Origin of the sequence: Bacillus timonensis (genome assembly GCF_000285535.1) — a bacterium.
In the GTDB taxonomy this organism is placed as follows: domain Bacteria; phylum Bacillota; class Bacilli; order Bacillales; family Bacillaceae_L; genus Ferdinandcohnia; species Ferdinandcohnia timonensis.
The window spans coordinates 873,441-887,604 of sequence record NZ_HE610985.1; the positions used below are offsets into that span (position 1 = coordinate 873,441).

Annotated in this window: 14 protein-coding genes; 4 read left to right on the forward strand and 10 right to left on the reverse strand. The window is 36.4% G+C overall.

All coding sequences use genetic code 11. From position 1 onward, the window contains the following. Positions 1-11 precede the first annotated feature (11 nt). A complete protein-coding gene (gene ptsG, locus BTHG_RS04670) occupies positions 12-2,057 on the reverse strand; it encodes a glucose-specific PTS transporter subunit IIBC (RefSeq protein ID WP_042341552.1) in 2,046 nt (681 codons plus the stop codon). A 203-nt stretch (positions 2,058-2,260) separates the two neighbouring features. Then, a complete protein-coding gene (gene glcT / locus BTHG_RS04675) occupies positions 2,261-3,103 on the reverse strand; it encodes a glucose PTS transporter transcription antiterminator GlcT (RefSeq protein ID WP_010282895.1) in 843 nt (280 codons plus the stop codon). 208 nt (positions 3,104-3,311) lie between these two features. Between glcT and BTHG_RS04680 the strand changes: the two genes are divergently transcribed. Further along, on the forward strand, positions 3,312-4,109 hold the full coding sequence (locus tag BTHG_RS04680) for a Cof-type HAD-IIB family hydrolase (protein ID WP_010282898.1): 798 nt from the start codon (positions 3,312-3,314) through the stop codon (positions 4,107-4,109). A gap of 43 nt (positions 4,110-4,152) precedes the next feature. Here BTHG_RS04680 and BTHG_RS04685 read toward each other — a convergent pair whose 3' ends face one another. The 7 genes from BTHG_RS04685 to BTHG_RS04720 all read right to left on the reverse strand — a co-directional run bounded on the left by BTHG_RS04685 (position 4,153) and on the right by BTHG_RS04720 (position 11,958). Beyond that, positions 4,153-5,373: a DUF4129 domain-containing protein gene (locus tag BTHG_RS04685; RefSeq protein ID WP_010282901.1), complete on the reverse strand. Its 1,221-nt coding sequence runs from the start codon at positions 5,371-5,373 to the stop codon at positions 4,153-4,155. Then, the gene (locus BTHG_RS04690) at positions 5,363-6,175 is read right to left on the reverse strand and encodes a DUF58 domain-containing protein (protein ID WP_010282903.1); all 813 of its coding nucleotides are present in this window, start codon (positions 6,173-6,175) and stop codon (positions 5,363-5,365) included. The genes BTHG_RS04685 and BTHG_RS04690 overlap by 11 nt, the downstream gene beginning before the upstream one ends. A gap of 378 nt (positions 6,176-6,553) precedes the next feature. After that, on the reverse strand, positions 6,554-7,504 hold the full coding sequence (locus BTHG_RS04700; protein WP_010282907.1) for an AAA family ATPase: 951 nt from the start codon (positions 7,502-7,504) through the stop codon (positions 6,554-6,556). A 120-nt stretch (positions 7,505-7,624) separates the two neighbouring features. After that, positions 7,625-8,896 carry an ATP-binding protein gene (locus BTHG_RS04705; RefSeq protein WP_010282909.1) on the reverse strand — a complete coding sequence of 424 codons (1,272 nt, stop codon included), beginning with the start codon at positions 8,894-8,896 and terminating at the stop codon, positions 7,625-7,627. 537 nt (positions 8,897-9,433) lie between these two features. Beyond that, positions 9,434-9,934: a VOC family protein gene (locus tag BTHG_RS24270; RefSeq protein ID WP_010282914.1), complete on the reverse strand. Its 501-nt coding sequence runs from the start codon at positions 9,932-9,934 to the stop codon at positions 9,434-9,436. An 80-nt stretch (positions 9,935-10,014) separates the two neighbouring features. Continuing rightward, complete coding sequence (locus BTHG_RS04715; RefSeq protein ID WP_010282916.1) at positions 10,015-11,397, reverse strand: L-cystine transporter; 1,383 nt, start codon at positions 11,395-11,397, stop codon at positions 10,015-10,017. Positions 11,398-11,550: 153 nt separating this feature from the next. Further along, complete coding sequence (locus tag BTHG_RS04720; RefSeq protein WP_010282917.1) at positions 11,551-11,958, reverse strand: VWA-like domain-containing protein; 408 nt, start codon at positions 11,956-11,958, stop codon at positions 11,551-11,553. A gap of 337 nt (positions 11,959-12,295) precedes the next feature. Between BTHG_RS04720 and BTHG_RS04725 the strand changes: the two genes are divergently transcribed. Both BTHG_RS04725 and BTHG_RS04730 read left to right on the forward strand, forming a co-directional pair. After that, positions 12,296-12,574: a hypothetical protein gene (locus tag BTHG_RS04725; RefSeq protein WP_010282920.1), complete on the forward strand. Its 279-nt coding sequence runs from the start codon at positions 12,296-12,298 to the stop codon at positions 12,572-12,574. A gap of 74 nt (positions 12,575-12,648) precedes the next feature. Beyond that, on the forward strand, positions 12,649-13,209 hold the full coding sequence (locus tag BTHG_RS04730) for a thioredoxin family protein (protein ID WP_010282921.1): 561 nt from the start codon (positions 12,649-12,651) through the stop codon (positions 13,207-13,209). Positions 13,210-13,314: 105 nt separating this feature from the next. Here BTHG_RS04730 and BTHG_RS04735 read toward each other — a convergent pair whose 3' ends face one another. Beyond that, the gene (locus tag BTHG_RS04735) at positions 13,315-13,815 is read right to left on the reverse strand and encodes a hypothetical protein (protein ID WP_010282922.1); all 501 of its coding nucleotides are present in this window, start codon (positions 13,813-13,815) and stop codon (positions 13,315-13,317) included. Between the two features lie 113 nt (positions 13,816-13,928). Here BTHG_RS04735 and BTHG_RS04740 point away from each other — a divergent pair, with 113 nt between their 5' ends. Next, positions 13,929-14,159, forward strand: a complete 231-nt coding sequence (locus tag BTHG_RS04740) for a hypothetical protein (RefSeq protein ID WP_010282923.1) — start codon at positions 13,929-13,931, stop codon at positions 14,157-14,159. Positions 14,160-14,164 lie beyond the last annotated feature (5 nt).

A 14,164-nucleotide genomic window follows, 5' to 3' on the forward strand; every position in this document is an offset into this window, starting at 1 on the left:
ATTTCTCCTTATTATTGAGTAATTGAAATAATATTTTCTTCTTTTATATCAACAGTACCTTGCTTCTGAATGTTAATATGTTCACCTTCTTTTAAGTTTGTGAACACAATTGGTGTCATAATTGAAGGTACATGTTGTTTTACATATTCCATGTCAACCTTAAGAAGTGGTTGTCCCTTTTCCACATTGTCTCCTTGGGAAACCAATGTTTCAAAACCCTCACCCTTCAGGTTAACTGTATCAATACCAAAATGAATTAATATTTCTCTACCATTTAGAGTTTCAAGTCCAATAGCATGCTTTGTAGGGAACAAATTGACTATTTTCCCAGCCTCGGGCGCCACTACTAAGCCCTCACTTGGAAGAATCGCAAATCCGTCACCCATCATTTTTCCTGAGAATACTTCGTCAGGGACATCTGTAATTGGATGTAATTCTCCCTTAATTGGAGAAACAAAATCATCACTGTTTCCTTCATTCTCTATTGGTTGTGGCATTATATCTTCAACCTGTTCTTTCACTTCTGCTTCAGGTGAAACACTACTTGGTAATGGAACTTTACCATCCATTATATCTTTCATTTGAGATTTCAGCGTATCTGACTTTGGACCAAAGATTGCTTGAATGTTATTACCAACTTCCAATACGCCGGCAGCACCCAAGCTCTTAAGACGATCCTTATCAACTTGCTTACTGTCATTAACAGAGACACGCAATCTTGTTATACAAGCATCAAGGTGAGAAATATTTTGCTTTCCGCCCATTGCTTGAAGAATGTTATAAGGAAGATCCCCAGATTTTCCTGATTTTTTATTTTCAGTTGTATTCTCCACAACATCATCGCGTCCTGGTGTCTTCAAATCAAATTTACGTATCGCGAACCGGAAACCAAAATAATAGATGACAGCAATAATCAAGCCAACAGGGATGACCAACCACCAATCTGTTCGATTTGGTAACACCCCGAATAGTAAGAAGTCAATAACCCCTCCGGAGAAAGTCATTCCGATTTTAACATTTAATAAGTCCATTATCATAAACGATAATCCAGCAAAAATTGTATGAATTCCAAAAAGAATTGGAGCTACAAAAAGGAATGAAAACTCAAGTGGTTCGGTGATTCCAGTTAAAAATGATGTTAAAGCTGCCGAACCCATAATTCCCGCAACCACTTTCTTTTGTTCGGGACGAGCCTCGTGGTAGATTGCCAATGCAGCCGCAGGTAAACCAAACATCATGAATGGAAATTTACCAGTCATAAAGGTGCCTGCAGTTAACTCAACACCATCTTTAATTTGTTCAAAAAAGATTTTTTGATCTCCACGAATTAATTCTCCTGCAGAATTTGTGTATTGGCCAAATTCAAACCAGAATGGAGAATAGAAGATATGGTGTAATCCAAACGGAATTAAAGCACGTTCAATAACTCCGAAAATAAACGCCGATAATGTTCGATTTGAATCGACCATAAAATGAGAAAAAGCATTAAGCCCTGTTTGAATTGGTGGCCAAACAAAAATCATGACAATTCCTAAAATTAAAGCTGAAATAGCCGTTACAATAGGAACAAAACGCTTTCCTGCAAAAAATCCTAAATATGATGGCAATTCAATTCTATAAAATTTATTATACATGTATGCAGCGAGTATACCAACGATTATACCCCCAAAGACACCTGTTTGCAGGGTAGGAATACCTAGTATGTACGCATATGAAGGATCCGAAAATCCAGTACTCACAGGATCCTGACCGGTAATAGTTACATTTGAGGATACATCTAAAACAACCCCCATGGTAACATTTAAGATTAGATAACCTATAAAAGCTGCTAACCCAGCAACTCCTTCTCCACCTGCTAAACCAATTGCAACCCCTACTGCAAATAAAAGGGCGAGGTTATCAAATACAATCCCACCCGCTTGCTCCATAACGGTAGCCACAAGCTGAATCCAATCTGCTTCAAGGACTGGCAAGCGCTTTATTAAATTAGGATTTTGAAAAGCATTACCAAAAGCTAATAAGATTCCAGCTGCTGGTAATATGGCGACTGGAAGCATCAATGCTTTTCCGACCTTTTGTAGTGTTCCAAAAATGTTCCTAAACACTAAACTTACCTCCTTTATTTTTCTAGTGACGCGAGCATTAAAAATAAAAAAGGCATGAGCAAATAATGATTGTATGTATAGGGATAGATTACCCTAGATACAATTTTTCAATCATTAAAAACTCATGCCTGATCGTATCAGTAACACGTGAAATTTTATTTGTTTTTAGTTACAATCCTTTGAAGATGCATAGTCAAATATACTGCTTCTGCATCATAAACCTTTACCTTCAAAGCTTGTTGCATCACTTTTATCACTTTCCAGGACAGATTATAGCATAGTGGGTACTCTTGTTTCAAGACTTTTTTTAGGCTCTCAGGTTCTTCAATTATTTCCCCTGATTTTACACGTTCAATTGTATAACGTAAATGACGAATAAGCCTTAAGAAATTGATACTATCTCGATCCAATGAGACATCCAATGACTTTTCAATTAATGCTATGATTTTTGCAATTAATTGGGAGTGTTGATTGACTTCGGAAATAGTCCGGTTTGAAATAGCACTATGAATGTGTAAGGCAATAAAGCCAATTTCACCTTCAGGAAGCATAACCCCAATTTTTGTATGGAGAATATGTACAACTTCTTCTGCTATCTCATATTCAGTTGGATACAATGTTTTTGTTTCAATTAAAAATGGGTTGGACAAGTCAAGTCCTTGCTCCATTCTTTTGATTGCAAATGAAAGGTGATCCGTAAGAGCAATATGTATATGTTCATTAAGCTGTCCTTGGACTCTATTTTTAATATGAAGGATTACATCATTCATTACTTCAATAAAGTCTTCATCCACTTGTGAGATGAGCATTTTATATTGTTCTTGTTCTTTTTGATTCTTAAGTACAAATATTTTTTCCGCCTTCTCTGGAGAGATTTCTTCCCCCAGCTTCTTGCCAAAACCTATGCCTTTACCAATTAAAACAACCTCTTGCAGACTGGAGTGGGTTGCTATTAGTACATTATTATTTAAGACTTTCTTTACTTTATAGGAATCCATACTAAACCCCAACTCCTTACAACTATTATCAACTTATATATCTTACTAATCTTCAAAGGTGTAAGTCAATTATAAAAGGCTTCCAACATAGTTTTACAATAAGTTTGACTGATCTAGAATGTAAAAACGTACAATTCTCACTAGATATCATGTATAATGGCAGAATATTGAATTTACCAACACAAAATGAAAACATAGAGGTGTTAGTATGATTAAACTGATTGTTAGTGATTTAGATGGGACACTGCTACAAGAAGACAATACCGTTAAACCGCAGGACGCCAAGGCATTAAATCAGGCATTACAAGAAGGTCTGCAAATTAGCATTGCAACGGGTAGAATGGATACGGAAATAAAAGAGGTATTAAAATCAATTGGACAAAAGTTTCATCGAATAAGCCAAAATGGTGCTTTTGCATCAACCATAGATGAGAGATCTATTTTTTCTCGCACTTTTGCAACAGACATTGCCGAAAAAATCTATAGTACGGTATTAAATCCGAAATTCGTAACCATTGTTTGCAGTTACGACACCAATTTCACACACGAACACAACGAATATGTGGAAGATGTCCAAAAAAGAATGTTCCATCCAATCATCATCGACCCAGAACTCAATTCGAAATTTAATGAGATTAATCCCTCAAAAATAACATTAATTGGCTTCGAAAATGACATATTGGATATGTTTGAAAAGCTTTCAATGGAATTTAAAAATGAAGTTGATTTATTTATTTCTGAAACACATGTATTAGATATCATGCCAAAGGAAATCAGCAAGGGAAATGCTGTTCATAAGCTGTTAGATGATTTATCTGTAAAGCCTAGTGAAATTGCATGTATTGGGGACTCGTTTAATGATATCCCTATGTTCAAGTTAACACCTTTCAGTTTTGCAATGGCTACAGCTCACGATGATGTGAAAAAAGAAGCGAAATTCGTGGTTGAATCCGTCGCCGAGGCAGTAAAAATGATACTAAAAGAAAATAGTAAACAACGTGTTTAATAGTTAAAACGAAAGAAGAACCTGAAGCTGCCAGGTTCTTTTTCTATTTCTGCTTTTTTAAGCTTTTTATTTTTGATTTAATTTGCTTTACTATTTCTTCACAGGCAGTATTTTCCGCGGGGGTCAATTCTTCATCTCCGTATCTCACTCTTTCATAGTGTTCGACAAGACGATAATCTAGAAAATGGTTACGTCCTAACCATTCTGACACACTCTCATGATGAAAGCGTCCTAGGCCGTGCTGAGCGGAATGCACTTCTAATTCAAGGATAAGCTTTCGAACCTTCGCTTGAGGTGTTGGTCGCTTTGATTTTCTCCATTTAGTAATAGGTTTTGTTATGTCCTCAGTAACTGTAGAATATTGAAAGCCATCTGCAACAATGATTACTTCTTTTACAAACCTCTTTCTTGCCAATAAAAAGATGATTACTGCTAGAATAAGGAGGCCTATTATAGATAGATAAAACCAAATATCAAAACCTCCGACCATCTCCCAAATAGATTGCTTTTTTTCGGTTTCCTCCCAATTCAAGGTCCCAACACTTTCACCATTTGAACTTCTTTTTAATGTGTCAATCTTATCCACTGCGTTGAACAATGGCTTTGCAACGTAATACAAACCGTTTCCGATAATGGATGAGACAAAGGACAGACCCTTAACAAAAACAATTGGAAAAAGAACTGCAACACCGATGGCACCAACAAACAAACCACTAAATAAAGCTACAACTGACCATGTGTTGGTTTGGGTAACTGCAGTTTTCATAACAGCTGTACTAGTACTCACATTGTTTAATATCTTTCCAATCATGAAGAAAAGTAATTGAGTCGCAAGTAAATACAACACTAAATCACTATGAATATAACCTTGTACCCTTGCCGCAAAATAAATAATCCCACCAATAAGTAAGCTTCCATTTAAAATCATCGATTCAGTTAGCTTTGGGGTTTTATGATAATGGATAATTATCCGGTAACAAACAACAGCCGCAATCACTAAGCTTTGTCCAAAGGCTAAACCCATCTCACTACTTACAAGAGCAAGTAATGGCACAACTAACATAATGAACACATATGGAGTATTCGACTTCATCATCGATAATAAGACCGCAATCACGACAGCGCCCACACCGGTAATAAACAAGAATGGAAGTAGCGGTGGTAGTAGTTCAGTGTGTATATAGAATAAGAGTAACAAGATATAAAGAAAGATGATCTCCATGACGTATTGATACGACTTTAGTAAGGCTCGACTAAATCGCATGGGAATCCTCCCTTCTCAATGAAAAAGATGCTTTTTGTAAATAGATTGCATCGTCATTCTCAATGACTTTAAAACAATCAACACCTTTTTTTGCAAAGCTTCTTAAAAAAAGTTGCTCATTTTCCTCCATTTCACCTATCATGATCACATACGGTGAAAGCTGTTGTTGTCTTTCAATTGCATGAGTCATAAGATGAAACGGAATTGTAACACTATGTTTACTAAGTCTAGCTATTAATTCTAGTGCTTTAGCTAAATGGTCCTTACCTGTTCCAAGTGGCAGATGGATAAAGGGGGTTTTCCCCGCTCTTCTAACGTTTACAAACACTTCAAACGGAATATTTTTTATTGTTGCGGATTCTAGTAAAAATGTTAATCCACTTAAGTATTGTTCAAGCTTTTGTTCTCGGACATTAATGATAATTGTCCAAGAGAACTGGGCAGTTTTATCGAATAGTTTTGTTTGTAGATTGTTCGTGCGTGCACTTGCTTTCCAATGTACCCGATTAAATGGATCAGTTGGGAAATATCCTCTTGTTCCAACGATTGCCGTCATATCTTCAAAAAATGAACTTCGAATTGGGTACTCCCCTTGATTTTTCGGAACAATTTTTTCAATCCCTCCAACCGTTTCAGGAGAAGAATAAATAATTGTTTCAAAAGTAGTTGGCTTTGTATATTGAAGATATGCTTCACCAAATCCAAATAAATGAGGAATCCTTATCTCAAGGGTACGGATTTTTGCAACCCCCCCTTTGCTTTCCTTCGAATGGCAAGTTTGTCGTGTGGGCTTGCCTACCAAATAGAGTAAGTGGTAAAGTTAGCTCAATTTGTTCTGTTTCTAGGACTTTTCTTTCATTTTGGAAGCCTACTACATTATCGAATGTCAAACGAATATATCCATTGAAGATTGGCAAAAGTCCCTCTTGTTTTAATGTGAGAGAAAAATCACTACACTCACCTTTAAAAAGCTTTACCTGTTCCTTATCAATAGAGACAATGATTTTATTACCCACATGCTTTATATAATATTTATTTGCATAAACAAATAAGAGGAACAATACACCTACGAAAACTAGTAAAAATATTTTTGAGAGAATCCCAACAAGAATAAATAAGGATGAAAGTAAAGACATATACGACAATTCATTTCCTATGGATACTTGCCGTTTCCAGTTCATTACTTGACAGCTCCAGCTTCAACCGGGACAGAAACCGTTGAAAGAACTTCTTGAACAACCTGACGATTTGTCTTTTTCAATGACCCTTCCATGGTGAGCACTAGGCGGTGTGAAATCACATAAGGAGCTATGAACTTAATATCCTCTGGAGTAACAAACATGCGTCCTTCTAAATAAGCTTTTCCTTGGGCAGCCTTCATTAATGCAAGAGTTCCCCTTGGACTTACGCCTACTTCAACATCTGCATGTTTCCTTGTCCCATGAACAATGCTTACTAAATAATCCTCAACATCTTCCGACAGTTTAACTTGTTGCACTTCCACTTGCATCGCTTGAATTTCTTCCTTTGTAAGGACCTCCAAAATTTCCTCAATCGGGTTGCTTTGACGATACGTTCTCATGATTTGTTTTTCCTCATCAAAGCTAGGGTAGCCTAGATCAATTTGTACGAAGAATCTGTCCATTTGCGCCTCTGGTAATGAGAATGTACCTTGTTGTGACTCTATTGGGTTTTGAGTTGCAATTACAACAAAAGGAGAAGGTAGTTTTAATGTTTCCCCATCTATCGTTACCTGACGCTCCTCCATTACCTCTAGTAAGCTTGATTGTGTTCTCGGTGTCGCACGGTTAATTTCATCGGCTAACAAAATATTTGTCATGACCGGACCTGGTCGAAGTTGGAATTCCTGTTCTTTCGGATTAAAGAATTGAATACCAGTTATATCACTCGGAAGCACGTCAGGTGTAAATTGAATGCGCTTAAAATTCCCACTAATGGACTTCGCAAAACTTTTTGCTAACATTGTTTTTCCAGTACCCGGGACGCTTTCTAGTAATATATGACCTTTATTAATAAGGGAATTTAACACTAATTCAATTACATCATCCTTCCCGATGATAACCTTCCCTATATTCTCTTTGATTTTTTGAACATTTTCTTTTGTAGACATAGTTGCCTCCTATAGAAATAATTATATGACAATTTAAATTTATCAAAAATGTAGGTATATTCCAACATATTTATTCCTAAGTTCATCCCTAATCTAACGCATGTAAAAAAGGAGAGTTGATTAACTCTCCTTCTGGTGATGTTTACTTGGCAATGTAATGATTACTTTTGTGCCAAACCCGACCTTACTCTTTATGGTAAATGTACCTTTATGGTCTTGGATAATTTTATTACTCATGGTGAGTCCAAGTCCCATTCCTTTTTCTTTCAACGTAAAAAAGGGCTCCCCTATTTTTTCAAGTCGTTCTTTCGGAATTCCAATACCCGTATCAATCACTTCAATTTTGACTTTGTCACTGACGTTATTTGTACGAATTCTTGTTTTTCCTCCATCAGGCATTGCATCAATTGAATTTTTAATGACATTGACAAATACTTGAATAAGTTCATTGATATCCCCGTATAGAATTGAATCAGCAGCATGATTTTCAACAATGACTTCAACATTATAAAGAGTTGCTTCATGGGATGTAAGCTTGTTGACATAATCAATAAGTTCTTTTACTTTAAATTCCTTCAGAATTTTACTTTGTGGTTTGGAAAATACAAGCAACTCACTGACAATTTGATTAATACGATCAAGCTCAGAAAGTATAATATCAGATATTTCTGTAGTTGACTCATTCTTTTCTTTCTGAAATTGGACGAAACCTTTAATTGTTGTTAATGGGTTTCGTATTTCATGAGCTATTCCTGCAGCTAATTCACCTACTACAGAGAGTTTCTCCCTTCGAAGAGCAAGCTCTTCAGCCGCCTTCACGTTTGAAATGTCCCTTCCAATCGTTACAAGTCCCGCTCTTCTTCCTTCTTCAAATAACGGGACTCGAATAACATCGAACGTTTTTTCATCCTCACTAAAAATCATAATTTTTTGTTCATTTCGAGTCTCTACACCCTTTTTCCAGGCTTCTTCATCTAATTGAACATTCTTAATTAAATACTTCTCAAATTTTGGATACATCTTTGCCATATCTAAATCCGTTTTATTTTTATAAATATCAGAATGAAGCTGAAAAAGTTCCTTTGCATACCGATTTACTCGAACCCACTTGCCTTCTCCATCTTTAAAACAGACGAAATCAGGCATCGCATTAATGAGCGTCGATAGTTCATTTTGCTCTTCTAAAGCTTGAATATAGGCATCATGTTTTTTGATAATAAGGTGAATCAGTACTGTCGTAACAATGACAAAAACCAGCCCTTTTCCAATCTGAAATAAGTTTGTATTAACCGTAGGTAATTTATCAATGATATATTCAGAAAACGTAATCCAAAATAGGCTTGCCAAAAAATAGATGAGTAACAATCGCTTTTTAAAAATTTTAGATAACATGACAAGCACCTCGTAAACATTTGACAATAGTCTCAACTTGCTGTATAGTAGTAATTTGTTCCCTAAAAACTTTAAACATAATTTTTTATATAGATAAATAATATCGTTTTATCTTTTACATTTGAGAAAGACTTATTCACACTGGATCGGCTTCGGAGCCGAAAGGACGAAAGAGAGGTAGGGCTTTCGTTGTGTAAGATTTTCAAATCTACCGCGGCAATAAATTATGTCAAAGTAACGCCCAAAACTACGAACCGACCGTATAATCATGGTTGGTTCTTTTTATTTACAAAGAATAATTTGCCCCGTGTAATGTTATTGTCTTCCCCCGACTAGGTTCTATGCCAATCTTAAAGGGCCGTTCCCCTCTTTGATGACTCTCTTTACTAAAAAACACATCAATTGAATCAAACTGAACCCTAATCGCTGTTTGTTCAGTTCCTGGGAGTGTTGATTTTTCCAAGGTTCCATTGAAAAACTCGGCCCACAATCTTGCTGTCATTTGTGAATCATTCACTGAATAGCAGATATATGAAATCACTTTAGTGTCAGGGACATAAATTCCTTTTGAAACAAGTTCGTGTTCCCTTTTTTTTCATCCTCCCCCCATTCTATAAAAAATGGCATTGGATGAATGTGATCCACAAAAAGCATTGACCATTCCAGAAGTGTTCCATCCGGACGTTTTCGAGATCCTGGGAAAGGGCCCAGTGTCTTGATACCTTTTTCGGTTAATACTTTTTGTACAGTTTTAATAGATGATGTTCGAAAAGCAATCTGCGAAAGTCCTTCTTCTAGCTGATAGTCTTTGTATAAATGCCGACTAAAAGGGTGGTTCCCTTCCTTTGTAATTTCAAGGTTATTTATCCCAATCCATTCGATATATGTAAGACTTTTGAAATAACATAACGTATTGTAGGTTCCCCATATGTCATGATTTCCTCCATTTACTGTATGAAAACCAAGCAATTGAAAAGCAGCCATTGCTTGATGTGGGTCGTTTACATAATGAACAACATGGTCAAAACGAATATCCAACACATCATCTCCAAATCCGTTTTACTTCATTTTATCATAAAAATAAGACCCGATGTTTCGGGCCTTATTTTCAACAATTATTATACGCCTAGTTGTTGTGTTGGGTTTGCATAAGTGTCTGTATCGAGTTCTTTTGTGACTCTACTTGTAAGAACACCAGCAGTCATACTACCGCTTACGTTAAGTGCAGTACGGCCCATGTCGATAAGAGGCTCAACAGAAATTAATAAACCTGCTAATGCTACCGGTAAATCAAGTGCAGACAAGACAAGTATAGCAGCAAAAGTTGCTCCTCCACCAACACCAGCAACACCAAATGAGCTAATTGCAACAATCACCGTTACAGTTAAGATAAATGATGGATCTAATGGATTGATACCAACTGTTGGAGCAATCATCACAGCGAGCATTGCTGGATAAACACCCGCACATCCATTCTGTCCGATGGATAGCCCGAATGAACCTGCAAAGTTTGCAATGCCTTCTGGAACTCCTAAATCATTTGTTTGCGCCTTAATATTAAGAGGTAACGTACCTGCACTAGAGCGTGAAGAGAAGGCAAACGTTAATACAGGGAATACCTTTTTGATATATGTGATTGGATTCAATCCGGCGATTGAAATTAACAGTAAATGGATAGCAAACACAATCAATAGTGCTACATATGAGGCTACCACAAATTTTCCAAGCTTATAAATCGCACCATAATCACTAGTAGCTGTTACACGAGTCATAATCGCTAAGACACCATAAGGAGTTAGACGTAAAATCAACGTGACAACGCGCATGATAACTGAATAGAGTGCATCTATGATTTTCGCGAACATATCTGCATTTTCTGGATCTTTACGACGAATTCCGAGAAACGCCATCCCGATAAACGCTGCAAAAATAACAACAGCAATTGTTGAAGTTGGACGGGCACCCGTAAAGTCTAAAAATGGATTTGCTGGTAATAAATCAACAATCTGTTCTGGAAAAGTTTTATCTTGAATGTCCGCATAACGTTGATCCAATGCCTCACCTCTTGCTGTTTCGGCTTCACCGGCTTCAATTTGGATAGCTTCTAAATCGAATGCAACAGTTGTACCAATCCCAACAAGGGCTGAAATAGCAGTTGTACCTACAAGAATTCCAAGGATAAGAACACTAATTTTCCCGATATTATTTGCTAATTTCATTTTCGTAAATGCTGAAACGATAGAGATGAATACAAGTGGCATAACAATCATTTGTAAAAATTTCACATATCCATTCCCTACGATATTAAACCAGCTTACTGACTCGGATATGGTTTCTGAATCAGCTCCATAAATAAGTTGCAGGACAAGGCCAAATACAATCCCTAAGCCTAGTGCCGCAAATACACGTTTCGAAAATGAAACATGTTTTTTCTGCATATAAACCAATAATAATAGTAATAAGACCATCAATACGATATTTACAATACCAAGTAAACTCATACGATTTAACCCCCTTTAGTATACCAATGTATTAAAATATAAGGGAGTTTATACCAATCCGTCAAGTAAGAAATTTCCTAATTAAACGATGCTAGCATTTCAAAATAAAAACGTCTAGAAATCCGATTATTCTAGACGTTTTCACTCCATTATTTATGCAACTTTTATTGCCTTTCCAAACGGTACTTTCGGAACATAATCATCTGGAACAAGCCAAAACACTTCAGCTTTGACATTCAGTTCATCATAAAAATAACCAGTAACATCCGTTATATAAAAAACCGTGTCAAATTTCTCTTGGTCCACCCACTCAAGTACCTCCGTATAGGAAGACTTTCCATGAGTATAATATTTGATACTAGGGTTTTGTATAGGTGTAATGCTTCGGATTTTAAAATCCGCCTGAACAAGCTGTGTTTCTGGAACCATTTCACCAAAAAACTTAATGATATTATTTATTAAAATTGAGCGCACCTGATTTGTTGATGTATCTACTGCAAGTGCAATCTTTTTGTCCTTTCGATCCTTAAGTAAACCCATTAATGACCTTTGCCATCTCACGCAGCATTCAACTCCTCACGCATAATCACCAAAGGATGTTAATTTGTCTAGTTTAAGCGACTAGAAACTCGAGAAATTTCAACTTCTCTGAAGAAGCAAAAGGCGCCTCTTTGTCGAAGTCTCCGACGCACCGGAAGTGCTAGTGCCAACAAGACATGAGGCCGTGGCGCTCTTAGTCGGCCAATATTCTCGTTTCTGGGCAAGACGCTTCTCTATTCTCCTCGGCTACACTATTTTGTCACGTTTTACAGTCAAATATGAACAATTTTAATAACAATACTTGGATATCTTATTACCATGCCCATAGGTAAAACTATCAATTATTGGGGGAATGAAAATGAACATAACACGACAACAATTATTACAAAAACTTAAAGAAAATGACGGAATTGGATTTGTTGAGATAGATGGTATCCTTCATGAAATTAGGCTTCTTCAGGATAATTTGATTGCATTCTCAGGTGCATGTTGGAGATGGGAACAAGCAAAAATCCCATCAGCCCATGGTGACTATCAAGTGGTAACCGATGTTTTAATAGAAGAGGACCCAATCATTCCAAGATTTCCTACTCAAGATTCTTATGAATTTTACCCATCAGTAAACGATTATTCATAAGCAAGTTAGTGGTTAGAATTTCCTTTTTAATTTATAGTAATGGCAAGGAGTCTAATTTAGAGGAGGAATACATAATGGCGAACTTAAAACCATGGTTTGAAAAAGGTATGAACCAATATGACTATATTAACAGCATGCAAGTTCACAAAGAAAATCTGATAAAAGTGTATAATCAGTTTCAATTAGACGAAGCTGATAAAGAATTCTTACAAACTCTTCAAGAAAAGGAATTAAAGGCAATCATTTTGGCTGCAGATTGGTGTGGGGATGCGATGGTCAATCTCCCAATACTAATGAGAGTTGCCGATGAAGCATTACTAGAAACTCGTTATTTAATTCGCGATGAAAATTTAGATCTAATGGACCAATACCTTACAAACGGAAAATCCCGCTCCATTCCAATTATCATTTTCGTTAATAAAGACTTTGAAGAGGTTGGCAAATGGGGTCCAAGAGCACCAGAGGCTCAAGCAATTGCTGATCAATTAAAGGCAAATATTCCCGATAAAGAGTCACCTGAATATGAAGCTGCATTTAAAGCATTTATTAAATCCTTTACCGAACGGATTACAACCGACAAAACACTTTGGAATGACATCAAAAATAGTATCATTTCAATACTAAAAAATGCATAACTCTTTCACAAAAGAACATATAATATAGGTAAGACCGGCCACTACTTCCAAAATCGCTTCGTTGCGGGACTAACCAGAACGGAAATGTGGTCGGTCTTTTCGTGTTTAAATAGGTAGAAAAACATGGAGCAAAAATACAAATGTGAACAGAAATGCGGCTGTATAATGAAATTTCCTCCTAAAACCTGAGGATTTTTTATGACGAAGGTAACCAGCAAATAGTGTTACAGCCAAACAAAGAATAGCTAAAATTCCACTCATAATTTTTGGATTCAAATAGCCAATTACCTCCCCAAGTTTCACAAGCATGGTCCCCCCATGAAACACAATCAAAATTGTTCCAACAACTGCAATCTTAATATGGGATTTCATCATTTGACGCGAAATCTTCGCAAGTGTTATTTTCATCTTTCTCACCTTCGTTCTACGGATGACAAGAAAGATAAAATACATATTTACGTTTACAAGGAATAGGATGATTGCAATTTGGGCGAAAATTTGACCTAATGTGACAATCTGAGAGTCGTGTGTACGAAATATCCATATGTAAATCATAGTACTGATTATGAGTATTGCATTTAAGGAAATCCAAATGTAATAGGCCATCTCATACCTCCCCAGCTTCTATTTAACCATTTTATCAAATGGGGAAAGCATATTCATCTTCTTTCAAACATGCTAGAATGAAAATAGGATTATGTATTGGGGGGGGGAATAAAATGTCTACATGTAATATCGACCATTCAAAAGAGGACGTCGTGAAAAAACTGCAAAGCCAAGTAAACTTTTTGCCAAAAGACTTATACAACAAGGCTACGCTGTTTCTTGAAATAGAGCAAACGCAAAAGACACTCAATGAACTATTTCACCTTTTAAAAAAATATGATTTAGCAGCCGAAGAAGAACAACAAAAACGAAATCAAGCGATGGAAGAGCTCATCGGAGCATAAGAAAA

Coding starts and splice junctions, on each gene's coding strand:
- glcT (WP_010282895.1), bottom strand. CDS start 3,103: ATGGATTCCTATAAAGTAAAGAAAGTCTTAAATAATAATGTACTAATA.
- BTHG_RS04730 (WP_010282921.1), top strand. CDS start 12,649: ATGGCGAACTTAAAACCATGGTTTGAAAAAGGTATGAACCAATATGAC.
- BTHG_RS04715 (WP_010282916.1), bottom strand. CDS start 11,397: ATGAGTTTACTTGGTATTGTAAATATCGTATTGATGGTCTTATTACTA.
- BTHG_RS04740 (WP_010282923.1), top strand. CDS start 13,929: ATGTCTACATGTAATATCGACCATTCAAAAGAGGACGTCGTGAAAAAA.
- BTHG_RS04725 (WP_010282920.1), top strand. CDS start 12,296: ATGAACATAACACGACAACAATTATTACAAAAACTTAAAGAAAATGAC.
- BTHG_RS04735 (WP_010282922.1), bottom strand. CDS start 13,815: ATGGCCTATTACATTTGGATTTCCTTAAATGCAATACTCATAATCAGT.
- BTHG_RS04700 (WP_010282907.1), bottom strand. CDS start 7,504: ATGTCTACAAAAGAAAATGTTCAAAAAATCAAAGAGAATATAGGGAAG.
- BTHG_RS04705 (WP_010282909.1), bottom strand. CDS start 8,896: ATGTTATCTAAAATTTTTAAAAAGCGATTGTTACTCATCTATTTTTTG.
- BTHG_RS04680 (WP_010282898.1), top strand. CDS start 3,312: ATGATTAAACTGATTGTTAGTGATTTAGATGGGACACTGCTACAAGAA.
- BTHG_RS04685 (WP_010282901.1), bottom strand. CDS start 5,373: ATGCGATTTAGTCGAGCCTTACTAAAGTCGTATCAATACGTCATGGAG.
- ptsG (WP_042341552.1), bottom strand. CDS start 2,057: ATGCTTCCAGTCGCCATATTACCAGCAGCTGGAATCTTATTAGCTTTT.